This window comes from Bradyrhizobium sp. SRL28, assembly GCF_018596315.1.
Taxonomy (GTDB): domain Bacteria; phylum Pseudomonadota; class Alphaproteobacteria; order Rhizobiales; family Xanthobacteraceae; genus Bradyrhizobium.
Window position 1 is genome coordinate 1 of the sequence record NZ_JAHEAG010000066.1, and the last position, 23,746, is coordinate 23,746.

The 23,746-nt window shown below is 60.1% G+C and carries 14 protein-coding genes and 2 pseudogenes; 8 read left to right on the plus strand and 8 right to left on the minus strand.

Annotated elements, in window-relative coordinates; all coding sequences use genetic code 11:
• Positions 1-279: pseudogene (locus KIP88_RS42245) on the minus strand (IS630 family transposase); the annotation flags it as partial.
• A gap of 153 nt (positions 280-432) precedes the next feature.
• Here KIP88_RS42245 and KIP88_RS42250 point away from each other — a divergent pair.
• A pseudogene (locus tag KIP88_RS42250) lies at positions 433-1,699 on the plus strand (cystathionine gamma-synthase family protein).
• A 2,704-nt stretch (positions 1,700-4,403) separates the two neighbouring features.
• Here KIP88_RS42250 and KIP88_RS42255 read toward each other — a convergent pair.
• The 5 genes from KIP88_RS42255 to KIP88_RS42275 form a co-directional block, all read right to left on the minus strand.
• On the minus strand, positions 4,404-4,682 hold the full coding sequence (locus KIP88_RS42255; RefSeq protein WP_214493996.1) for a DNA -binding domain-containing protein: 279 nt from the start codon (positions 4,680-4,682) through the stop codon (positions 4,404-4,406).
• Between the two features lie 1,802 nt (positions 4,683-6,484).
• Positions 6,485-8,608, minus strand: coding sequence for a DNA/RNA non-specific endonuclease (locus KIP88_RS42260; protein WP_214493997.1), 2,124 nt, complete (start codon positions 8,606-8,608; stop codon positions 6,485-6,487).
• A gap of 78 nt (positions 8,609-8,686) precedes the next feature.
• On the minus strand, positions 8,687-9,775 hold the full coding sequence (locus KIP88_RS42265) for a hypothetical protein (RefSeq protein ID WP_214493998.1): 1,089 nt from the start codon (positions 9,773-9,775) through the stop codon (positions 8,687-8,689).
• Between the two features lie 236 nt (positions 9,776-10,011).
• On the minus strand, positions 10,012-10,281 hold the full coding sequence (locus KIP88_RS48785) for a helix-turn-helix domain-containing protein (RefSeq protein ID WP_374226590.1): 270 nt from the start codon (positions 10,279-10,281) through the stop codon (positions 10,012-10,014).
• Between the two features lie 88 nt (positions 10,282-10,369).
• Positions 10,370-10,675 (minus strand): hypothetical protein, encoded by a 306-nt coding sequence (locus KIP88_RS42275; protein ID WP_214493999.1) that lies wholly within the window; start codon positions 10,673-10,675, stop codon positions 10,370-10,372.
• 139 nt (positions 10,676-10,814) lie between these two features.
• On the opposite strand from KIP88_RS42275, the gene KIP88_RS42280 reads away from it, so the two are divergent.
• From KIP88_RS42280 to KIP88_RS42310, 7 genes are all read left to right on the plus strand, one after another.
• Positions 10,815-11,147, plus strand: a complete 333-nt coding sequence (locus KIP88_RS42280; protein WP_214494000.1) for a helix-turn-helix domain-containing protein — start codon at positions 10,815-10,817, stop codon at positions 11,145-11,147.
• Positions 11,140-12,387 (plus strand): type II toxin-antitoxin system HipA family toxin, encoded by a 1,248-nt coding sequence (locus KIP88_RS42285; RefSeq protein WP_214494001.1) that lies wholly within the window; start codon positions 11,140-11,142, stop codon positions 12,385-12,387. Before KIP88_RS42280 ends, KIP88_RS42285 begins: the two co-directional genes overlap by 8 nt.
• A 185-nt stretch (positions 12,388-12,572) precedes the next feature.
• On the plus strand, positions 12,573-13,055 hold the full coding sequence (locus KIP88_RS42290) for a hypothetical protein (RefSeq protein ID WP_214494004.1): 483 nt from the start codon (positions 12,573-12,575) through the stop codon (positions 13,053-13,055).
• 344 nt (positions 13,056-13,399) lie between these two features.
• Complete coding sequence (locus KIP88_RS42295) at positions 13,400-14,908, plus strand: TIGR02677 family protein (RefSeq protein WP_057854519.1); 1,509 nt, start codon at positions 13,400-13,402, stop codon at positions 14,906-14,908.
• Positions 14,909-14,916: 8 nt separating this feature from the next.
• Positions 14,917-16,221: a TIGR02678 family protein gene (locus KIP88_RS42300; RefSeq protein ID WP_214494002.1), complete on the plus strand. Its 1,305-nt coding sequence runs from the start codon at positions 14,917-14,919 to the stop codon at positions 16,219-16,221.
• Entirely contained in the window at positions 16,218-20,396 is a 4,179-nt protein-coding gene (locus KIP88_RS42305; RefSeq protein WP_214494003.1) for a TIGR02680 family protein, read from the plus strand. The genes KIP88_RS42300 and KIP88_RS42305 overlap by 4 nt, the downstream gene beginning before the upstream one ends.
• Positions 20,393-21,673 carry a TIGR02679 family protein gene (locus KIP88_RS42310; protein WP_057854516.1) on the plus strand — a complete coding sequence of 427 codons (1,281 nt, stop codon included), beginning with the start codon at positions 20,393-20,395 and terminating at the stop codon, positions 21,671-21,673. Before KIP88_RS42305 ends, KIP88_RS42310 begins: the two co-directional genes overlap by 4 nt.
• Before the next feature lie 561 nt (positions 21,674-22,234).
• Here KIP88_RS42310 and KIP88_RS47305 read toward each other — a convergent pair.
• Positions 22,235-22,894 carry an LLM class flavin-dependent oxidoreductase gene (locus KIP88_RS47305; protein ID WP_308163774.1) on the minus strand — a complete coding sequence of 220 codons (660 nt, stop codon included), beginning with the start codon at positions 22,892-22,894 and terminating at the stop codon, positions 22,235-22,237.
• Complete coding sequence (locus KIP88_RS47310; RefSeq protein WP_308163773.1) at positions 22,828-23,565, minus strand: LLM class flavin-dependent oxidoreductase; 738 nt, start codon at positions 23,563-23,565, stop codon at positions 22,828-22,830. The genes KIP88_RS47305 and KIP88_RS47310 overlap by 67 nt, the downstream gene beginning before the upstream one ends.
• Positions 23,566-23,746: the final 181 nt, after the last annotated feature.

Sequence of the window (23,746 nt, forward strand, 5' to 3'; positions counted from 1 at the left end):
AGGCGTGATGGTTGGTTCCTTGCCCGGTCGCGGGCGATCGTCGAGGGCTGCCGGCGGGCCATCGGCCAGCGCCCGCTCGACACAGCGCTGCACCGTCTGATGATGGACCCCAAGTCTCTGGCCCACCGCGCAGAACGAAGGATTTTCCCGATACGCCAGCAGCATCTGCGCCCACGACACCCGGCTCGCCAGTTCGATCCTCGACCGCGAAAGCGTCGTCAAGGTCGCTATCTCTTCATCACCCATTGCCAATTCGACCGCTCGCCGCCATCCTGCCATGATACAGCTCCTCGTTTCGCCGACCGCAAACGAGGAATCCGCCAACAGCCCGTCCGTTCCACCAATTCAGCCTGCTCCATCAGCGCAGGTTTCATGGAATCGGTCGTCTAGCTGCAGCGCAAGGATTTGGATCTATAAAACGAAGCTTAGGCCATGATGACGCATTTTTCGTTGAAGACCCGTATAGGCAATCACATGCTGCATCCGAAACGCAGATGCTGAACTACGGCTACGATCCGAAATTATCGCAAGGAGCGGTTAAACCGCCGGTCTTTCTGACCTCGACCTTCGTTTTCCGGACTGCCGAGAAGACGGGACTTCTTCGATTTCGTCTCGGGGCGGTGCGAGCCTCCCGAGGGGATGGACGCAGGCCTGGTTTATTCGCGGTTCAATCACCCCAACAGCGAAATTGTCGAGGACGGGATTTCCGTCTACGAGTGTACAGAGAATTGCGCACTGTTCTCATCCGGCATGGCGGTGATTGCGACGACGATCCTCGCGTTCGGCAAGCCCTGGCGACGTGATTCTGCACTCTCAACCACTCTACGGTGGACCGGAAGCGTTGCTTGCGAAGACGCTTGCGGGCCTTTCGATCGGTGCCGTCGGCTTTGCCGACGGCCTCGACGAAACCGGAGTCAGGCTGGCGGCAGGGGACGCGATGCGCAAAGGCCGAGTTGCAATGATTTTCATCGAAACTCTGGCAAACCTAACCGATGGGCTGGTCGATATTGCGATGGTCCGCCGCGTCGCAGAGATGACCGGCCGGGCCCAGGGACACACGCCGATCGTCGCGTACGACAACACATTGCTAGGGCCAGTGTTCCAGCGACCGATCGAACATGGTGCGGATCTCTCTTTGTATTCACTGACCAATATGTCGGCGGTCATTCAGACCTGATCGCTGGCGCTGCGCTCGGGTCAAGAGCCCTCATGAAGGACGTCAAAGCGCTGCGAGGCGCCATCTGCACCCAACTGGACCCGCATTCTTGCTGGGTGATCAGCCGCTCGCTCGAAACACTGAGCCTTCGCATGGAAAAAGCCGATAGAAATGCGCATCTTGTAGCGAATTACCTGCGCGACCACGAAAAAGTGGCCTCGCTCACCACGAGGCAGACCGGCCGCCGGGCCGGCTATTCGCGAAGCAATGCACTGGCACAGGTTCCACATTTTCGTTCGATATTGTCGACGGAAAAGCCGCCGCATACAAATTCCGGAACGCGCTGAAACTCTTCAAGCTGGCAGTGAGCCTGGGCGGTACCGAGTCGCTTGCCAGCCTACCCGCAAGCATGACGCACTCAGGTGTTCCGACTCACATCCGTGAAAAATCGGCGTCCTCGACTCCATCATCCGGCTATCGATCGGCATCGAACATCCATCGGACCTAATTGCATATATCGCGCACGCGTTGACCGAGGCATAGCTACAGGCGTGCGGCTGCTGGGGCCGGCCCGCCAGGCGCCCATAAATGCTGTCCCGCGGGGCTTGTTGCCAACTCGACACCTCGGTCCCGTAATCACTTTGACGACGTGCTTGTGACCTCCGAGCAACCCCGAGCTGCGCTGCGCAGAATGCGTGATGGGCAAGCTGCCACCGCGGCTGCTCTTTTCATCCACAGAGGTCTGATTGCCATATCGATGCCATTAACCGGGCTATCAGGAGCATAGATGCAGCAGCATCATCGCTAAAGGAGAACCGTAAGTGCGCGTTAGTCCGTATTTTGAGGAGATCAAGGCTCGCGCGCTGCAACTGCTAACTAGCTTTCGGCCCACCGCAACCACATTCCCTCGAATCAAAGGGGAACTCCGACATGCCGTGCGCGGCGCACTCAGCCAAGCACGCGACGAGATGTACAAGCGCGAGAGACCCCGCATCATGGGGTCGCGAGCGGAACGCGCTGCTGCGTATCGGCGCACTCACTTCAACATCGGCAACTTCGCGCGAGCAGAGCGGGAAATTCGCAAGCTCATGTGGACGCGGGTGCACCACTGACAGTGGCGCCTCTATTTTACCCAGCGCTCGGTATCGGCAACTCTTACATACATTGCAGCGCTTTGGCATAAGATCAAATCGCGCGCGAGCCTCGCGCCACCGCATCGTCTGAATGTTTTAGACGCGACACTCTTCGGCTGCATTTGCATCTCAACCAGGGACTCGAAACCTAGATGGACGTTACAAATAGCGACGTTTCGTCGAGAGACTCTGCGGGCATCGCAAGAGACGGCAAATCCGGGCTTAATCAAGCTCGTCACCGACCGCTACTTCAAACGCGAGCGGAATGGACGCTACCTGCTCGGCGAATTTGTTCCCGATCTGCTAAAGCGCGTCAAGGTGCAGAAGCGCGAAGAAGACGAGTCCCGCCTCACAGCATCTGCTCATCGCCCGCGCCGAAGAGCACTTAACGGTCGGCGCCGACAAGCCACTAGATTAAGCAACACTGCGCAATCCTCAAGGAGATCTGCGGCGTGCTCAAGTAGACATCTTGCGATCACATTGATAATTGCAACGGGATCCGGCGTTACGTCGAAGCGCGCCGCGATGATGTTCGAGCGCTGAACAAACGTTCACACGATCCCGTTCGGCTCGCCGAAGAACGCAGGAATGCCAATCCAACCACTACTGACGACGAGAAGCAGGATCAACGAGTCTGAGCAGCGAATGATCACGGCAGGCGATTCGATCGCGAGGATCGATCGTGTATTTCAGAACTTTCGGAAAATGATCGATACTGACAATTCGATTTCCCCTTGCGTTCGAGGCGCGATGCACGCATTGCTCGATGAGGATCTTCTTTTTGGCGAGAGCGAGAATTCTTGACTATATCGCGAAGCATGAGGCGCACCGTCGATGAGTATCCCTGCGGCCGTTTCAAGTGCTGAGGCCTTGCGCTCGCCGAGGAGCGCTTCGCGTTCACTCGCGCGGTAATTGACACTAATCCCGACTTGCTGCTCAAGATTCGCGACCTGACGCTGGAGTTCAGGATACGGATCATCCCGCAAGTGGGGGCGTCATAACGCGGTCCCGGCAGCGCCAGCACGCGCCCAAGATCGAGGGCATGGCGCGATAGCTCGATATCGTAGTGGCGGAGCTCGCTTCGCTTTCGAATGCTGCTCGCCGCGAGCGGCATTAGGGCGCCGCCACCTCTCGATGAGGATTATATCAGTATTCAGCGGGTCGCGGAGATCCATCACGTCAGCCCCGAGGGGGCTCTCTCGCGCTCGCCGGGTCACGCTACGTGCCGAGATGCGCGGGAGTCGCTGACACGGTTGCGCGGTATAGCCGTGCATCAACCTAAAGACGATAATAGGCAAATCATGGACAAGGTTTCACATATCGAGGCGGAGCTTCGACAGATGGCAGCAGTGTATGCCCGCAAATGCAGTGCGCTTGCCAAGCTGCAGGAGGCGTACTGTAGCAAATTGACGAGTTGCTCGAGGCCAAGGCGGCGCGCGACCGACGCAGCACCGCTGGGACCCGCGAAAGAGATGATCATCACTGACGCCGTGCTGCGATCGACGAGTGTTTCGAAAGGATTGTAGAGCCCCGATGAATGGGCACATCGACCATCCCGCCGTGTTTAGACCACGGCCGAGGTGAGAGAGTTGCGTCTCGGTCTGTCGTAGTTTGTTGCCATCGTTCAGGTACTTCACAACTTATCGAGTTGTCGTTGCCCTGCCAACATCAGCGACGGTCGCCAGCCACTCTGAATTCAAGCAAAGTGCGCTTGCGACTTCACGACAGTAAGGGCTCCTCGGTTAGCGGCCTCTTTCATTTACGTTACCGAGGTTGGAGCGCGCTCATGAGCGAAAGCAGTCGCCCCATCTCCTTCGGAATTCGGAATTTTGCGCGAGCGTCCCGGGTAGGCATTTCGATAGTTGGGACTTCGCCGGAACGACCCCGAAATCCGCCACCTCCCCTGACTTGATGGCGTGCTGATACGCGCCCGGCACGCCAGTCAAGCTCGGACATTGCTCTGATCCCCTGCCGTAAGGCGATTGCGAAATGTCTATGAAGCCTTTGGTTGTTGGGGAAGCCACCAATTGTGCATTGCGTGATGCGTACAGGCGATCACGTTGTCAGTGGGAGAGCTCCATTCTCAATTGCGAATTCTAATCGACAGATTCCTGTTATTTGGTCGCGCCGCCGCGCAGCAAATCGCGGTAACCGTGATCAGCCATCCATTTTGCTCGCGCCAAGTGACTATCAAACGCATTGCGAGCGCGCGCCAGCTCGCGATCTGGATCGATATGCAAGACCATCCGAGCCACCTCTTTCCAGTCGGCGCCATCGGTCTCGGCATCGAGAAGCCGCCAATACGTCACGAGATGCCGTTCATCGTAGCCCGTGAGCACCGGATCATCCGGAGCTGAATCAGCGACATCAGGATCGAGTGGCGGGGTCTTCATGGGTGTGACCAACAACTCCGTTGCTCGAATTTCGTCCACTGTGTGTGGGCTTCTCCACAGAACCGCCATAAAGCGATCAAGTCCAGCATACAATTCCTCAGAAGGACTAGTCATGAGACTAGTCACGATCCGCTTGCATCACTGGGCTAATCGCCTTTGTCCGCGTATTATACCATGTAGTGCAGCAATATACGCGATTGCTTCCTATCCTGTGGATAGACATTCGCAAAGTCTTTGGAGCAGATGATCGATTTCGCTTGGCCCTACTAGGCCGGCTAGCGCCGCGCTTGGCGGGTTGTGCCTTCTTGGAGATCGGGGTGCGCTTCAGCCCGACGCCCACAGCCTGGTACTGATCATCATCACTACAAAAAGATTGTCCGAAATATATGTACAAATTTCGGACCCGCCTCGCCCACGGGCCGATGGCGTCGTTCCCGCGCGCGACCTCGTTCACCTAGTTGCCCCCGCCGACTTCGCGCGCGTCAGCGGCCGCAACATAGCCTTTCTCCTCAGAGAGTTATCCCTTCATTACCGGAATGGCTGGGCGGTACGCGCCAAAGCAACAAGCGCAGCTTCTTCCCCAAGCGGGTCATTTGTTTTTGGCCGACCTTCGTTGACGAGATCAAGCAACCTCTCGTACCGGAGTCGGTCATTTTGCGCCTGCACCTCCTCGGAGGCCGTACGCTTCCCTACTGGAACGAGAAGGACATCTTTCCCGCAGCAAATAGAACTTGGATAAACGACGCCACGTTCGATCCAATCAGTGAGTGGGGCAATGAGATCACCCCGTAGCGAGGTGATACCCGCATCAGACAATCGCCCCGCGCGAACATCTCTAGCCCTGAGGTCTACGTAGCGAGACCATATCCGAGTCCAGTTGCAGAACTCTTCGCACGAAATTTCCGAGATAGTCGAGTGCGCTTTCGCGCGCGTCGACCCAGATTAGCGAGCATGCAAGGTCAAAAGCGAGTTCGTCTAGATCCTTGTGAGCCGCAAAGCGCATGGAGGAGTCGGCAGTTCTTCCGTTCGCCAACTGAACATTCCTACCGTCGTGCGCAACGGTGGCCCTTAACATTGGTTGCTTTCCGAAACAACGCCCGTGATTTGACGAGGAGCACTCACCATCGCCTTCGGCGCCCAAGTATATCCGTTATGTTTACGTCTTGTATTTTTGATGCTGAGGTCCTTTAGGAGAGAGTCCGCGCGAATAATCGGCGCTTCGGGCGTCGTTCGCTCTCGAAACCCGATTGCTGGACGTCTGCAAATTTCCTACGCAGCGCCGTGTCTATCCAGAATGCGATAGGAAATTTCCCTTCCTCGACGCATCTTCGCCCGAGGCTTGATGAAATCGGAAGGTCCCAGTATGCGTCTCGTGTCGATCCAGAGCCACCAAACCTCAGAGAGAAGCACGGCACATACAATAAGCAGCAGAATCCAATAGATCAGCTTCGGCCTGGTGAATGTTTGAACGAAAGTATCGGATATCCGACATTTTAGAGGTCCCATTCATGATCGGGCGATCTCGACTTGTGGCGGTGCGCCTTTCTTCTCGCCATCAAAGAAGACCAAAACTCGCAGGCCAGCGGGGTTCGCTTTCACCGGCCCACCAGTAGAACGAAGATTGACCAGCTTCGTTCGCAGAAGGTCCTGCCAGCACCCAAAAGACCAGCGTCGTACACGCATAGTTCGCGAACTCCCTGCCCTGATCCTTTGCGATAGCTCAAGCAACTGGGCATGCCCCACTCGATCACACGTCTGTCATTCCAAGCAGCGCGGCCATCGAGCAAGCCTCCGTCCCGCAGTTATTTCTTCCCCATCCAGACATCTTCGAATGACGAGAGGGGCATAAGTTCCTCCTCCTGCACGGGCCGGTCATTCATGACGTCGGCAGCTTTCAACGTCGCACTAAATCGGACAACAGTGCGTCTTTCGATTTCCGCCAATGTTGCTTGCTCGTCTTCGAAGCCTTCTGGCGAGAATTCCTCAAACGGTGAATCGTCAGCTAGCTCCTGCTTTTGCGATGTGACGAAGCCGAACGCCCTGATGCTGCCGCTCCTGGTCGGTGCAACGACTACCTTCCAATAGGATAGCGGCACATAAACGTTGCCTGCCTCCTCGTCTTGTTTCAGATCCCGCTTCGTGAAAATTGGACCAGCAAAGATCGACAGGCGTGCCAGCGTCCTATCGGAGGATGCTTGCCTGCTAATGTGATTTTCGAGCCGCCCCCACAAGCCGTGGAAACCAAACTTATCGCGATTAAATGCTTCGTGCTGGGGCGTGCAGTTCGTCAGGTGAAACGTGTCTGAATTCGCGTACTCAATCTCTGTCTTTGACGCACCCCAACAGTTATCATCTCGCCTCACGAGATGGCCAAAATCGAGTCTCTTCCACCGATCATAGAAGCCTTTCGGCAGTTGGTACTTTTCGTCCATGCGGCTATCGGTTATCCACTCGTCCTTTCCAAAGGTTTCGCGGCCCTTAATCTTCCTCTGGCCTTTGCCGTAATCGGTATTGCAGGCCGAAAGGACCGGCATTCTCCGTTGTGCATGCATCATGCACGAGTAGTGATGGTAGTGGAAGACCTTGCCGGCGCGGCCCCGCAAGGGAGCAATCAGCTTCGGGTCTTCGCTCTCTATGGTCGGGAATTCCGCAATACGGTCGCGGCCGAGGAAGTTTTCGTCGTAGCCTTGTCGATCGCTATAGTCGGTGTCGAAGTTAAGCTTCTCCAGCAACCACTCGTCAGGCTCAGCACTTGCGACAATGGCCGGAGCAGCCAATGGCTTTACTTCCGGGATCAACGAGCGGATAGAAGGAGGATTCGAAAGGCTTTCAACCTTGAGCGAGACGTTTAGTGGCAAGACGAGTGAGAATCCCTCACTCGGCAGGCTTGCTGGAATGAGCTGCGGAGCGAAAGTAGGCCGTGCTGACGGCTCCACGTCGATTTCGAGTTCGGCTCCAGTTGGCTTGATCGTTCCTTGGATGGCCGCCTCAAGCACCGGCAGGAGATCATGACGAGCAGCCTGTTTCCTGATGTCAGCTACGAGCCGGCTGGTCCTGACGCCTTCGTTTGCTATCCATTTGATCTCGTGCTCCAGCGGCTTATGGTCGGTAATGGGCTGGCCGTCGTGGCCGATGTAGCGACCCTGGCTATCTTTCAGCGGCTTTCCCGAGTGGTGTAGGGCAACGACATCCCAGAGATCGTTGAACACTGGCGAGCCTGACGAGCCTCGGAAGGTATCGCTCTGGTAGGTGAGAAAGTCTTCAGTGTCATCGAAGGGCAACAGTTTATTTTCGCGAATGGCTATCTGCTTGCTCTGGCCTCCGGGATGCTGAACGATGGAAAGAAATTGGCCGTAGTCCGCCTTGCCGAGTTGAGGATTCAGGCGAAGCCATCCGAAACTCGCCAGCTCTTCCGTCCCTTGCTTTGAAAGAGGGTCGACCACCACGACGCAATAATCGAGATCCTTGTTGTTGAAGAAGAACTTGTCAGGAGCGAAGGAAAACCAGGTGGGGATTCGGTCATTTCCAAGGGGGTCCGACTCGTATGCGAACTGGACACGCGAGCGGCCTGCTACTTCCGGCATCTTAAAAACATGCCAATTCGTCAGCAGGAGTGTGGGGGCGATCATGAAGCCAGTAGCAGACCCTCCGCGATCACCCGGCGACGGTGGTATTTTGATGCAGCCAACAGAACGGGCCGCACGAATGCCTGCCCAGAAGTAGTGTAGGCTCAGTAGGTCATTCGTTCCCATCGCGCGCTCTAGGGCGGCGATGTCATCGGGCGTCCGGTTTTCATTGATGTATCGAGTGACGCGATCCGCCCGATCCTTCGGAAGATCAGGCTTTGCCGCAGGTGCCTTGAGTTCACCGCGCTTCGAGTCGACTCGCGCGGTCGTCGTGGCGACTACTTCAGTATCAATCTGCATACGTTCCCCGTAAAATTAGATCTTTGGAAACAACACAAACCGGCCCGTGGCTCGGCTTCAAACGGCACTTCGCGTCAATCATGGAAACTTAAGGTTCAGTTGAATCTGGCAGTGATCACTGGGCCAACGGGAACGCGGCGTTTCCTCTTCAATGTCTTTGCCGTATCGCCATTTCCAGTATGATCCCGCGTTCGCAAGGGCAGCGGCCTTCTCATTCAAGACAAAGAAATCTATTGAAAAGCGTTGGCTGGCGGACTCGGTAGGCCAGCACTTGAACTCCTTGTTCTTAGGGATATGGGTAAGTTTCACGTCATCGTCAGGGCTCGACGTGGACGCGCCAGACATCACATCCCACATATCAGTCGTCTTTATCTCAGGGCTTTCGCGGTCGAACCTGCGATTGAAGTCTCCGGCAACGATAACCGGCCCACCGCCCTGATGCGCTGCCCTGATCCAGGATTTAAGCGGTTGCAGCTGACGAAAGAGCGCTGGACAGTGGTCGTTATCTGAAGGTTCTTCGATGGGGTCTTCGTTGCAGCGAGACTTCATGTGCACGACGAGTAGCCGCAAAAGAGCGCCATTTTTGTTCAAAGTAATGTCGAGCCCCCACCGGGTCTGGTGGTCAGTTGCCGGGTCTTTCGGCCCAAGATCCACGACGTCCCTCGTATCTGCGAGTGAAACGCCAGAAGATCGCTTGATTGCTAAAGCAACATACTGCCTGGCAGGATTGGTGAGTTCGCCCGGCAGAGTACTCACGGCTGAGGTCGGGTCGGTTACGCACTGCGGCTTGATATCCGAAAGCTGGTTGAAAGGATAATCGGGCGCCAGGCCACGCTGGTCCGCAACGGTCTGCCCGGAAATGCAGAGAATGTACTGGGATGGTGGGAAAACGCGCGCGAGCGCGCGAAGGCTCGCGATCTCCTGCATGGCGTAGACGTGGCCGTCGCTGCATTCACGATAGAGCCGCAAGTCCTTGAATTCATCTTCCGAGCGGAGGAGACGATCATAGACCCTCACTGCCGTCGCTAATTCGGCGATATTCCACGAAATGAGCTTGATCTCACTCGGCTTCGGATCAGGCCCTTTTGCACCGCAATTGATGTCTTGCGCGAGGGAGGAAGCCGACAAGCCAAGAATCCACAAAGCAACAAGCGCGATCATCTTCATGGACGAGCCCCTCGAATCCAAAATCGCATTATAAAGATACAACTATGACGAGAAGATTACAAGTTTTCGCTACAGATGCTTTAACGCTGGTTCAGCGTCTACCGGACCAATCTGCGCTTGGCGACTGCATACTCAGCCAGTGCACAACATCGCTGTCAGAATGCGCGGCGACGGGATCGATCTATCTTGCCTCCTGCGGGAGGAAGATACGACGGTGGTGGAGACGAACACACTCATCAGCGATCGTCCCCGCTCGCGGTGGAATCGTTGCGCATCGCCGCTAACAGCCTAAGCAAACGTTCCAGATCATCTGGCTTGAGTTTGGAGAGTTCGCGTGCGGCAAGCTCAAGCCGCGGATCTTGAGCGTCGAGCGTCTCGGGCGCTTCGCCGAGCAGCCAGGCGACGCTGACGTCATAGATCTCTGCAAGTCGGACGAGTTCGTCGGCTGAGACACGGCGGTTGCCTGCTTCGATCTCGGTGATGGAAGGACGGTGCAGGCCGATTATCTTGGCGACATGGCCTTCAAGCCGGGCAGCTTGCGCGCCTCTTTCAGTCGATCAGCGATCTGGGCCCGCTTCGCGGGATCGAGCTCGGTCATGCCGCGGCCGCTTCCTTCTCGCTTTGCTTCTTGAGCAGGTCACAGACGAAGATCGCCGTCTCGTCGATGGAGCGCGGAAGCTTGGTGGTCTCGTCGACGAAGATATTGACGTCGTTCGGGATCGTCGCGCCGATCTCTGTGGCGAGGATCGTGGTCGCGACGGGCCAGACCTTGCTGTCGAACTTGGGCAAGGTCTCAACCGGTTTGATCGCGGCACTCAGCGCTGGGCACTCCAAGCCGCTGTCAGCTTGAATCTGGCTGAGAACAGCGATTAACTTTTCCTTAAGGGTAGCAGGGTCCATGGAAGCCTCCTTGATCCGACATATGGTAAGACAATCTTACATTCGTGGATTTTCAAGGGCTGTCGATCCTTCCAGCCGACTAGTAAAAATGTAATCTTCGTGCTACATATTTTGCCAATCTGTAGTACGAAGGTGACAAATGCCTACTCCACATAATGCTCCTGCCGCTGTGCGGCGGGCCCTGCGCAAGCTCGGCACGGACATTCACGATGCCCGCCGGCGACGACGGCTGCCGATGGCGGTCGTGGCCGAGCGCGCATTCACTTCCCGCTCAACGCTCCAGAAAGTTGAAGCCGGGGACACCAATGTAAGCGTCGGGATTTATGCCGGCGTCCTCCAGGCGCTCGGCCTGCTCGACCGTCTGAGCCAGGTCGCCGACATCAGCAACGACCCAGTCGGACAGGCGCTGGCCAGCGCAGAGCTACCCAAACATATCCACCTCAAGCGAACCGCCCGAGCCGACAATGGCTGATTTCGAAGTCCACATCGAGCTGGACGGCCGCACGCGGCGCGTCGGTTTGGCCAGAAGCAACCGCGTTCGAGGTAACGAAACAGTCGTCTTCGAGTATGCGCCCGAGTGGCTCGAAGATCCTGATCGCTTCTCTATCGAGCCGGCCCTCAAGCTGACGCGCGGCGGCTTCGCGCCACCACCCGGCCAAGCCATCTTCGGCTCCATCGGCGACTCCGCACCCGACACTTGGGGCCGACGTCTGATGCAACGCTCCGAACGCCGCCTAGCTGAACGCGAGGGCCGCGCAGTTCGCACCCTGGCGGAGAGCGATTACCTGCTTGGCGTCGCCGATGAAACCCGTCTCGGCGCGCTACTATTCCGCTGGGCAGGGCAAGAGACTTTCCAGGCGCCGATCCGCGCCGCCGTCCCTGCCCTGATCGAACTCGGACGGCTCCTGCAGATTACCGAGCGGATTCTCCGGGACGAGGAAACGGACGAGGATCGCCAGCTTATCTTCGCACCCGGCTCCTCTCTCGGCGGAGCACGGCCGAAAGCATCCGTCGTTGATCAGCATGGCAACCTCTCCATCGCCAAATTCCCGAAGGAGACCGACGACTATAGCATGGAGACCTGGGAGGAGATCGCGCTGCGGCTGGCTGGTCAGGCCGGCATCGCTACTCCGCACCATGAATTAATCGAAGTGGCCGGCAAACCGGTCATGCTGTCGCGTCGCTTCGACCGCACCGGCGCGACCCGCATCCCATTCTTGTCGGCCATGGCGATGATGGGCGCCAAAGACGGCGAGCGGGGCAGCTATCCGGAGATAGTCGACGCCCTTGCGCAACATGGCGCGCAAGGAAAGACCGACGCCCATGCACTCTATCGGCGCGTCGTCTTCAACGTGCTCATCTCCAATGTCGACGATCACCTGCGCAACCACGGCTTCCTCTGGCTCGGTAAGGCGGGCTGGACGCTCTCTCCCGCCTACGACCTCAACCCGGTGCCGACGGATCTCAAAGCACGCGTGCTGACAACAAATATCGACCTCGACGAAGGCACCTGTTCACTCGACTTGCTGGAAGCCGCTTCGGAGTTTTTCGGCCTCACGCTCGTGCAAGCCCGCGCAACTATTAAAGAAGTCGCGGCGGTGACGACGACCTGGCGTGATAGCGCCAAAGCAGTCGGCGCCAGATCGGCTGAGATCAACCGCATGGCCAGCGCCTTCGAACACGATGATCTCAAACGAGCCTTGGCGCTATGACGAGAACCTACGCAGGAGCATTGCTGGTGATGATCTGCCAAAGACGTAGCGCGACCGAAAGAACACCACTTCGAGATCATTTGAACTTGAACATTCGCTTTCAGCGGCGCTAGACGGCTACGGTCATGGCCATTTCATGAATCGTTAGGCTAGCTATCAGCTGGTCTTAAGGGGCGCAGACGATAATGTTTCCGATCCACAGCACATTTCCAAACGAGATGGCCGTCATAGGTCGCCTTTTGCTTGATTACGGCGAGCTTGAACTTGATCTGATGAATTGCGTCCAAGTCGCCCGCAAGTACGACATGAATTCAACCTTGAAAGCGATGTTCAGAATTAGGGGCGAAATGAGCCGCATCCAAATAGCTGATGCGCTCGGCCGCGTAGCGCTCCGCTATTCTCGGGAAATCGTCCTTCTCAAACCCTTCCGGCCTCAGCAGCTAGGGCGCGTCTTTCGTATACGAGGTGATTGCGTTCTTGCAGACCGGGCACGTGCCCTCTGCGAACAATTTAGCGAAGGCGTCGGCCGCGTTCTGCGCGTGTGCCTGCGCGCGCCGATTGTTGGCTTCAACGACGCTTTGCGGCAGCAGTCGCAGGTAACTAGCGTATTGCGCGCCAGCCGTCTTGGATTCCTGGCTCATCGGCAACCGTCCCTCGAAAGAGGATAGGACTAACAGGTGGGATGAAGCATGGAGCTCCGGAATGCGGAGGCGAAAAAGAGACAAATCCGGAGAGGCGTTCGCTCGGTCATTGAAGAATGGCACGCCACTCAGACTAAAACTACGAATTCATATGTAATTGAAATTACTATATAATTTACGGATCACCTCAGATGAAAGGCTGACCATCTACCTCAACAGTAAGCGCGATTCAGCCGCATGCAGGGAAGCTAGCCCGCGCCCGATCCACGAACCGTGGATAGAACCCAATTTGGCTGCAGCGAACAGACAAATGCACTATCGTGTTCGCGCGAACCGGCAACTCCAGTGGAAGACCTTTGGGAAGAAGCCCGATGCGAGCCGTCAGCGATTCAGCCGAGCTTTTCAGGCATGTGAGTGCCGAGAAATCTGAATTTTACCGCCGCATCATGGACGTCTTTGCAGCAGCCAAACGGCAATACCGTCTGCAATTAAGACCTGACGAAGTACTGAGCGAAGCCCGATGGTTAGATGCACCACCGCGAATTGAGGACGTCAACACCGCGCTCGCCCAGCTTGCCGCCTGGGGCAATCTTGAATCGCATCCTGACACGGCGCGGGTTTCCAGCCTCAGCGATTTCTACCGTGCACGCTTCCTGTATCGTCTCTCGCAGGGCGGGGAGGCTGTCGAAGCGGCGCTGGCGCTTTTCGTGCAAACACTGCAACGGCGCGCCGAACTGCAAACGGTGGCGCTTGAAGACATCGCAAACCGGTTGCAGGCGCTTCAAACGCTGGCGGACGAGGCGGAAGCCGACGTCGCGAAGATCCACGAAACACTGCGGGATTTGGTGCGCGTTTTCGAGGGCCTTGCTGAAAATGCGCAGGCTTTCATGGCCGGCGTCGCACGCAGCATTGAGTTGCAACAGGCCGAGGCGATTGCGGTAGCGAATTACAAGCGCCAGCTAATCGACTATTTGGAGCGGTTCATGGGCGATCTGGTGCGCCGCTCCGACACCATCGCCAGACATATCCTCGCTCTGGAACCGAGCATTGACGCATTGCTACAGCAGGTCGCCACGCGCGATGCACGCGATGCAGCCCCCGGCGATGCGGAGGATCGGGCCGACGCGCGGACCCTTCACTTGAATGCCTGGCGCGAACGCTGGAGAGGTCTGCGCGGCTGGTTCTTCCGTACCGGCCACGAACCCTCACAAGCCGAACTGTTGCGGGCGAGGGCACGGTCGGCAATTCCGCAATTGCTAGGAGCGATCGCCGCGCTCAACGAGCGCCGCAGCGGGCGCAGCGACCGTTCCGCGGATTTCCGCATGCTCGCCTGCTGGTTTTCTGCCTGCAGCAACGATGGCGAGGCGCACCGGTTGGCGCGCGCAGCCTTCGCGCTCAACCCGGCACGACATTTCTCGCTGAATCCCAACGCCGACGCCGATCTGCCGGCCTCGACACGCTGGGCCGACGCGCCACCACTGACGATTCACCCGCGGCTACGCGAATACGGTGAGGCCGCGCCGCGCGGCGTGATGCCCCGGGTGCGTGATCGCGGTGAGGCCCGCGCACATCTGGCGCGCGAACTCGCCGAGGAGTCGCTGCAGGTCGAGGCGGCGCGCAAGCACCTCGCCACCGGTCAGCCCACACGCCTTTCAGATCTCGCCGAGCTGGACATTCATGCCTTCGGTCTGTTCCTGGGATTGCTCGGTGAGGTGCTGACCGAACAGGCCGGTCCGAACACCAGCGCGGAACGGCGAACCGGCGACGGATTATTGCATATCAACCTCACGCCACTCGCAGTCGATAGCCGCGCTGTGATTAATACGCCGCGCGGCGTATTTGCCGGGCGCGACCATTTAATCACGATCACGCCGACATGAGACAGCCGATGGCCGCCAGCGTTGGTAGAGACAGCCGCAGCATCGGCCAGCAACAGCGTCGGTTCCAGAACGAGGAATTTCGCAGTGCCGTGCGCGCCTTGCTGATGACGCCGCTGATGAGTCCGGACCACGACGATTTTCCGGCGATCCGGCGTCAGGCCGACGCACTGCGCGACTGGTTTGGGCGAGAAACCGGCTGGGCGCTGCACGTCGAACAAGAGGGTGCTCGACTTTATAAGCGACCGGCCGACCTCGCCAGCACGATGCGCGGTTTGCCGTTTTATGATCGCCGCCGTTACGTGCTGTTGTGCCTGGCTTGCGCGGTGCTCGAACGCGCTGACCCGCAGATCACGTTGCGACTGCTGGGTGAGCGGCTGCTGCAATTCGCCGCCGAGCCGACGCTGGTGGCTTCCGGCTTCATCTTCACGCTCGGCGCTCCCCACGAGCGGCGTGAACTGGTGGCGGTATGCCGCACCTTGCTCGACTTGGGCGTGCTGCAGCGTGTCGCCGGCGACGAAGACGCCTTTGTCCATACCGGGGGCGATCAGGCAGATGCCCTCTACGACGTGCAGCGCCGCGCGCTCGCCGGCATGCTGGCCGCCGTGCGCGGGCCGTCGACTTTCCGGCCGGAAGACGCGCCGGTCACACTCGACCAGCGACTGCATGCCTTGGCCGACGAGCATGTGGCTGACAGCGATGAGGGCCGACGCACCGTTCTGCGCCGCCAACTGGCACGCCGGCTGCTCGACGATCCGGTAGTCTATACCGACACACTGGACGCCGAGTCTCGGGCCTATTTTGTCAACCAGCGTGGCGCCATGGCGGCCCGCCTGTCTGACGCAACCGGGCTGGTCGCGGAGCAACGCGCCGAAGGTCTGGCGCTGGTCGACGAGGCTGGCTCGCTGACAGATGTGGCGATGCCCGCAGAAGGTACCGACGCCCATGTCACGCTGTTGGTCGCGGAGTTCCTGGCCACCGTTTACAGGCAGCGGCAGACGGATGCCGCCGGCGCGACCCAACCATTCTCTGGTATGATCAGGGAACAAGACGTCGTCGATTACCTGCGCGAGAGCAAGCCCCGCTATGGCAAATATTGGCGCAAATCTGCGCGTGAACCCGGCGCCGAACGCGAGCTTGCGGAGATCGCCCTTGATCGGCTGGAAAAGCTTCAACTGATTGTGCGAGATGCCGAGACGGTCTATCCGCGCCCGGCGCTCGCCCGGTTTGCGCTCGGTGAGGCCGAGGTCCGCAACTTTCGTGAAACACGCGGCGTACAGACCGCGGCTGCCGATGCCCTGGTCGGTCCGACATGAACGACCGGCCGGCTTCATTTGCTGCTCTCTCCGAGAGACCCGCGCTGCCAATCCCGACGCGGCAACGCTGGCAGCCTTTGCGGCTTGGACTGGTGGAGCTGTTTCACTACGACAGCGAGGAGTTCTGGTTCCGCGACGGTCATCTGCTGCTGCGGGGCAACAACGGCACCGGCAAATCCAAGGTGCTGTCGCTGACGCTGCCCTTCCTCCTCGATGCACAGCTCAAGTCCTCGCGCATCGAACCCGACGGCGACAGCGGCAAGAAGATGTCCTGGAACCTGTTGATGGGTAGCTATGACCGGCGCATCGGCTACGCCTGGATCGAATTCGGCCGCCTCGCCGATGACGGCACGCCGCATTACCTCACACTCGGCGCCGGGCTTGCGGCGGTCGCTGCGCGTCCCCAGGTGGACAGCTGGTTCTTCGTGTTGGAGGATTCTATTGGCGCTCCGCGCATCAATCAGGATATCTGGCTGACGAGTGATCAGCGCGTGGTCCTGACTCGGGAACGCCTGCGTGACGCGCTGCACGGCCGCGGCCAGGTGTTTGATACCGCCGTCAGCTACCGGCGCGCGGTCGATGAGCGATTGTTCCACCTCGGCACCAGGCGCTACGACGCCTTGATGGATACGCTGATTCAGTTGCGTCAGCCGCAACTGTCGAAAAAGCCTGACGAAACCGCGCTCTCGGACGCACTGACCGAGGCCTTGCCACCGCTCGCACCCGAACTGCTTGGGGACGTCGCCGAGGCTCTGGGCCAGTTGGAGGAGGATCGCCGCCAACTCGAGGAATACCAGGCGCTGGCAAGAGCCGTCGAGCGCTTCGACCAGCGCTACCGGATCTACGCTGGCACCCAGAGCCGGCGGCAGGCCCGCGCGCTGCGCCAGGCCCAGACCGAGTTCGACAGTGCAAGCCGGGCGCGCGGCGACGCGCAGGCGCGGCTCGAGAGGGCCGAGACCGCGGAAGCGCTCGCCCGGATAATTCACGACGACGCGGAACTTGCGCTCAAGCGCGAGCAGGCTCGGCTTGATATCCTGCGTGCCGACCCGACCATGCAGGACGCGAACCGTCTCGAATCCGCCGAGCGGGACGCTCTGGCTCGGCAGCGTGCGCTGCAAGTCGCCACCGCGGCGGTCGACGAGGTGCGACGGCGATTAAAGCGCAGCACTGAGGAGACCGGGCACGGCGTCCAGCGCATGACGCAAGCCGAACGTGTGATGACGAAGCTACGTCAGAACAACGCGACGCATGCCGAGGCCGCAGGTATCGTCGGCCTGCACGCCGGTAGCCCGCTCGCAACGCTCGCCGCCGCCGATCTGGTCGCATTGACGCCACAAGCCTTCGACAATGCATGCGCCGACCTTCGCACCTTGATCGTTGATCGACGCGAACAGATCGCATTGTTGCGGCGACGCCATACTGAGGTGACGGAGGCCGAAGCCCTGCATACACAACGCCAGAACACCCGCGACGAAAGACAGGGCACGGTAGAGGCCACGGCAAAACGACGCGAGCAAGCCGATACGGAGGTCGATCACGAGGGCCACAACCTGATTCAGGCCTGGGAGCGCTACTTCGCCAGCCTGAAGCAACTGCGGGTCAGCTCCGACGACGGCCGCGCAGCGCTCACGGCCCTCGCCGACTGGGTTGTTGGGCTGGATGGCGACAATCCGGCGCGACATTGCCTGCAAACGGAGCAGCAGCACGCCAGCCTGCGTCTGGCGCAGCGTCGCGTGGCGCTCGACGGCCAACGCCAGACGCTGGAGACGGAGCTCAACACCCTCGAAGACGAACGCAACCGTCTCGAAGCCGGGGTCGATGCGACGCCGCCCAACCCGCATACGCGCGGCGCCGATGCCAGAGATGCGCGCGAGGGTGCGCCGCTCTGGCAATTGGTGGATTTTCGCGAAGAGGTCACGGCTGCTCAGCGCGCCGGCCTCGAGGCCGCGCTTGAAGCCGCCGGCCTGCTCGACGCATGGGTCTCGCCCGATGGCCACCTGCAGGCCGGCGACGGAGTAGAGCTGTTGCACGACACCCAGGTGCTGCAGCGACAGCCGCACGCGCTCTCGCTCGCTGGTTGGCTGCACGCTGACACGCCCACCGATATCGCGGTACCGGCCGCACTCGTCGAACGCCTGCTGTCCGGCATCGCCTGCACCGATGACGATCCCGCGGACATCGAAGCCTGGGTCGCCCCCGACGGTCGCTTTCGGCTCGCCGCGCTGGTCGGCGCCTGGGCCAAACCCGCGGCAGTCTATATCGGCCATGCGGCCCGCGCCGCAGCCCGCAAGCAGCGACTGGCCGACGTAGTCGGCCGCCTGACACTAATCGCCGATGAGCTCATTGCGGTCCAGGAGATGGACGCGCAACTCACGCGCGATCAGGATCGAGCCGCCGATGAATGGCGTCTGGCTCCCTCCGAAGAGGAGTTGCGCAACGCCCATCTTGCGGCGGCCGCCAGTGCGCGCGAGGCTCAGACCGCCCGCCAGCAATTGAGCGAGGCTGATCTTCAATACCTGGAGGCCGCACAAGCGCTGCAGACGGTGCGGCAACGACTCGCCGCCGATGCCACCGATCTGCGCCTTCCTGCATTATCAGCCGAGTTACCGGCGGTCGAGATGGCGTTGAACCACTATCACGATGCCCAACTCCGCCTCGCCCAGGCTGTTCACGAGGTACGTCTGGCGCTCCCCGAGCTGCAGCGGCAACGCAACCGCGAGAACGAAACCCGCGACGATCTGAAGAAGCAGGATGAACAATTTGCGGCTGCCCGCATTGAGGCGGAAGAAGCCGCCGTCCGGTTCGAGGTGTTGCGCGGATCCGTCGGCGCCAGGGTCGAGGAGCTGCAACGGCGGCTGGCCGATGCCAGCACCGCCGTCAAGGCCAGCAATTCCGCACTAACGATCGCGCGCGACGTCCTGAGCAAATCCGGCGAGGCGCGCGCGGTCGCGCACGAACAGGCGGCGACTGCGAGCACTCTGTTCGGACAACGCAGCAACGCGCGCGCCGAAGCAATCGCGAAGTTCCAACACTTCGCAGCCACCGGCCTGCTCGCGGCTGCGCTACCGCAAGCCAACCTGCCTGACCTGGGCGGCCCGTGGACGATCGACCCCGCGCTTACTCTGGCTCGCCGCGCGGAACAAGCCTTATTCGAACTCAAGGACGACGACGACGCCTGGACACGCCTGCAACGGCAGATCGGCGAAGACCTGACGGAGCTACAACGCGCCCTCAGCGCACTCGGCCACCAGGCGCACGCAGAACAGAGCGATTGGGGGCTTATCGTCCGCGTCGTCTACCAGAACCGACCCGAACCGCCGGATCGCCTTGCCGCGCGCCTCGCCGAAGAGATCGCCCAGCGCAGCGAACTGCTGACGGCGAACGAGCGCGCTGTGCTGGAGAACCATCTGCAGGCCGAAATCGCTTCCGAAGTGCAGCGCCTGCTGCAAGCGGCCGAAACTCAGCGCGATGCGATCAACAAAGAATTGCACCATCGCCCGACCTCCACCGGGGTACGCTATCGTCTGCTGTGGCAGCCCCTGGCGGAAGAAGAAGGCGCTCCGGTCGGCCTCGAAGCAGCGCGCAAACGCCTGCTCAATACCAGCGCAGACCTTTGGTCTTCTGACGACCGGAGAGTGGTCGGCGCGATGTTGCAGCAGCGCATCGCCGCCGAGCGCGAGAGGGCCGATTCGGGCGCCGGAAAGGATGTGGGCGGCAGCCTGATCGAGCAACTCGCCCGCGCGCTGGACTATCGCCGTTGGCACCGCTTTCGCGTCGAGCGCTGGCAGGACGGGCACTGGCGCAAACTCTCCGGTCCGGCCTCCAGCGGAGAGCGCGCGCTCGGCCTCACCGTGCCGCTGTTCGCCGCGGTCGCCAGTTTCTACAGTCAGGGCAGCTACGCGCTGGCGCCGCGCCTGATGTTGCTCGATGAAGCGTTCGCCGGCATCGATGATACCGCGCGCGCCCATTGCATGGGGCTGATCCGCGAGTTCGATCTCGACTTCGTCATCACCAGCGAGCGTGAATGGGCCTGCTATGCCGAACTGCCCGGCGTCGCCATTTGCCAGTTGCAGCGGCGTGAAGGCATCGACGCGGTGTTCGTGTCGCGTTGGAGCTGGGACGGTCGCGCCAAGACACGCCAAGACGATCCAGATCGCAGATTTGCGCCGACATGATTTCCTCGACCGACCCACGCCTGCAACGCCTACTTGGCGGCGACCGTTACGCCTTGCTGCGCAAGCGCCTGCGTCAGCGTTTCGAACGGGCATCGCTCGGCTCCACGGTTGAAAACTTTCGCATCGGCAAGCTCACCGCGGAGGAACATGCTGCATTGGCTTCGCTGCTTGGTCGTCCGCTCCGTTACACCAAATCCTTACAAGTCGACGTTCGCCTCGTCGACACCGCTTTCCAGAATGCCGGCATCGCCGCTTCGCTGCGCGACGCACTTGAAAAACTCGATGGCCCGATTTCGAATCTCGCCACGACGCGCCTTGCGCTGCAAACAATGTGGTCGGATGTGCTGGGCGGCTGCACTCACCGCGAACTGATCGGACTGCTGCAGGCTCCGGCGGGCATCGGGCTTCTCAAGCGCCTTGCACGACAGAGCCCACCGGCGGCGCTCCAACTCTGTCGCCGTGTCGAAGCGGTATTGCAACGCCTGCCGGCGAGCGGCATCACACGTTCGCAATTGGCCGCCGACGTGCTGGGCGACGCCCACGCGCTCGACATCGGACAGCCCACGGCAACCCTGGCACTGACGGTCTGGCGTCAGGTAATCGCTCGAACCGATTACAACAATGATGACGTCGATAGCGAGCCAACGGGAGACGGCGAGCTGGAGCCGGGCGGTGGTGCGGAGCGCGACCGCGACGTGTGGGCCAAGGCCGGCGTGCTGGTCAATGAATTGGCTCGCCCGGTGCTGTTCCTGAACCTGCCCATGCGCGATGCAGGAAATTACAGTCAGTCGCAGGGAGAGCCTGTTTACGCTTCGCTGCGGTCGCTGTTGCGGTCTCCACCGTCGTGGGACGTGGCGGATCGCAAGGTCTATGTCTGTGAGAATCCCAACCTGGTCGCAATCGCCGCGGATCACTGGGGCTCCGATTGCGCGCCGCTAGTCTGCACTGACGGCATGCCCGCCGCAGCACAGCGATGCCTGCTGTCGCAGCTGGCTAAAGCGCGGGCGCAGCTTTTCTATCATGGCGATTTCGATTGGCCGGGAGTGCGGATCGGCAACCACGTCATGCGCGAGCACGGCGCCCAACCCTGGCGTTTTGGGGCGAGCGACTACGAGTCCGCCGTCGAACAGACCTCATGTCTTGGACAGGCTCTCACGGGAAAGGCTGCGCCCGCGTTATGGGACGAAAGGTTAATGACGGCCATGCAGCAACATCGGCTCTCCATTGCTGAAGAAGCGTTAGCCGCTTCATTGTTGGAGGATCTCAGGGCCACATAATGATTGGGTTCGCGGACTTATTCTGAATGGTGGCAATTTGGCGCCCGAAGAGACTCTAACCACCCCCAAATCGTAGTCCAGCTGTGGAGTGGGCAAAGTCGGCGCAGCAAAACCTTGGATGGCGGCGCTCCCAGTGGGCCTCCGATCACAATTGAGTCATTTCGTCGCGCGCAACCCCATCGATCTTACGCTGCGACTTTCCTTCTGCCGCTTCCACGGCGCTTCCATGAACGAAATTTGGGATCAAAACTCGAACAACATAAAGCCCTCGAAAACGATACGTTTTCAAGGGCTTGAAGCTTGGTTGCGGGGAGGCGCAACACCCGATTATTGCGATTGATTGAACAAGAGATCCTGCGCTTGTTGCCTGAGTGGACGCTGACCAGGCCACTGATTGAGAGTTATCTGCGCACTGAGCATTTTCAATGACTTGCTGGTCGCATGCCGTGTTTTTTCAGGCCGTAAATGGAGATTTATCGCACGATCACGATACCTCATGAGCTGCGTATCGTGGGAGTGGCTGAAGCTAAAGAGCATAGCGTCGGGTGGGCATGGGCGACCTCAGCCCGCTGGCCGGGGCAAGCCGAGCGAATCGCGCAAGGTCGAGCCGTCGTACTCAGTGCGGAACAGCCCTCGATGTTGCAGCTCCGGCACGAGGCCGGGGACCAGCTCCTCCAAGCCGCCTGGCAGATATGGGACCTGCAACATGAAGCCGTCGCAAGCACCCGCCTCGAACCACTCCTGCATGCGATCAGCCACCGTGCTGGGCGTGCCGGCGAAGCCGCTGGTGGTTCTCCCCGCGCCGTAGCGCTGTCCTAGCTCAGCAAGGCTCAAGCCTGAGCGCCGCGTCAGCTCGGCGACCTCACGGTAGTGCCCTTCGACGCCGGGAACGTCGAGATTCTCAGGCAGGACCTCGTCCTGCGGGAAGCGCGAGAGATCAACGCCGAGATGATAGGACAAAGTCGAGAGATCGGACTCCGGATGCGACAATTCGTGGAGCTGGTCGTGTAGCGCCTTGGCCTGCTTCTCCGTGTCGCCAATGACCGGGACGATGCCGGGCAACACCTTGACTGTATCAGGGTCGCGACCGAAACGGACCGCGCGGGCGTGCAAGTCGTTGCGGAATTCGACAGCGACATCGATCAGGACCGGCGTCACGAAGATGATCTCGGCCCATCGCGCAGCGAAATCGCGGCCACGATCCGAAGCGCCAGCTTGGATGAAGACCGGACGTCCTTGCGGAGCCGGCTGACATTGAGCGGGCCGCGCACATTGAACCATTTGCCGGAATGATCGATCCGGTGCACCCGCGCAGGGTCGGCGAACAGCGGCGTCTGGCGATCCCGGACCAGCGCACCATCCTCCCACGAATTCCACAGCTTGGTCACGACCTCCAGAAATTCGTCGGCGCGCTCGTAGCGCCCCTCGCGCGAGAGCTGCTCGGTCAGGCCGAAATTGCGCGCCTCCGCCTCCTGAAACGAGGTGACGATGTTCCAGGCGGCGCGACCGCCGCTGAGATGATCGAGCGTCGCGAGCGCGCGCGCCAGGACATAGGGCTGGGCGTAGGTTGTCGAAAGGGTCGCGCCAAGACCGAGATGCTTGGTCGCGCCCGCGATGATCGAGAGCACCACCAGCGGATCGAGCCGTAATGCACCCAGCGCGCCGTAGCGAAGCTGGCTGTTGAGGCTGCCGCCCAGCGTGTCCGGGATCGCGAGAATGTCGGCAATGAACAGAAGATCGAAACGCCCTTCCTCCAGCAGCCGGCCGATATTCTGGTAGTAGGCGGCGGACAGCAGGTCGCCGTCCGCTTCCGGATGCCGCCAGCCAGCAGGGCTGCCGGAGACCGGACCTGCAGAGACAAAGGCGGCAAGGTGCAGTTTCTTGTCAGGCATCGGTCAGCTCACAGTCCAGGAGATCTCGACGGGCCCGCCACGTTTCAGCGTGTTGTAGATCGGGCAGTTCGCAGTGAAGCCGGCAACAAGCGTCTCAGCCTCGCCCGCCGTCACGCCGGACAACTTCAACACCTGCACGAACAGGTCGGCCAGCGCCTTCAGGTGCCGCCGCCGGAACTCC

Excerpts from the sequence above, each read along its gene's own strand:
- KIP88_RS42255 (WP_214493996.1), bottom strand. The coding sequence starts at position 4,682 with ATGAAGACCCCGCCACTCGATCCTGATGTCGCTGATTCAGCTCCGGAT.
- KIP88_RS42260 (WP_214493997.1), bottom strand. The coding sequence starts at position 8,608 with ATGCAGATTGATACTGAAGTAGTCGCCACGACGACCGCGCGAGTCGAC.
- KIP88_RS42265 (WP_214493998.1), bottom strand. The coding sequence starts at position 9,775 with ATGAAGATGATCGCGCTTGTTGCTTTGTGGATTCTTGGCTTGTCGGCT.
- KIP88_RS42275 (WP_214493999.1), bottom strand. The coding sequence starts at position 10,675 with ATGGACCCTGCTACCCTTAAGGAAAAGTTAATCGCTGTTCTCAGCCAG.
- KIP88_RS42280 (WP_214494000.1), top strand. The coding sequence starts at position 10,815 with ATGCCTACTCCACATAATGCTCCTGCCGCTGTGCGGCGGGCCCTGCGC.
- KIP88_RS42285 (WP_214494001.1), top strand. The coding sequence starts at position 11,140 with ATGGCTGATTTCGAAGTCCACATCGAGCTGGACGGCCGCACGCGGCGC.
- KIP88_RS42290 (WP_214494004.1), top strand. The coding sequence starts at position 12,573 with ATGTTTCCGATCCACAGCACATTTCCAAACGAGATGGCCGTCATAGGT.
- KIP88_RS42295 (WP_057854519.1), top strand. The coding sequence starts at position 13,400 with ATGCGAGCCGTCAGCGATTCAGCCGAGCTTTTCAGGCATGTGAGTGCC.
- KIP88_RS42300 (WP_214494002.1), top strand. The coding sequence starts at position 14,917 with ATGGCCGCCAGCGTTGGTAGAGACAGCCGCAGCATCGGCCAGCAACAG.
- KIP88_RS42305 (WP_214494003.1), top strand. The coding sequence starts at position 16,218 with ATGAACGACCGGCCGGCTTCATTTGCTGCTCTCTCCGAGAGACCCGCG.
- KIP88_RS42310 (WP_057854516.1), top strand. The coding sequence starts at position 20,393 with ATGATTTCCTCGACCGACCCACGCCTGCAACGCCTACTTGGCGGCGAC.
- KIP88_RS47310 (WP_308163773.1), bottom strand. The coding sequence starts at position 23,565 with ATGCCTGACAAGAAACTGCACCTTGCCGCCTTTGTCTCTGCAGGTCCG.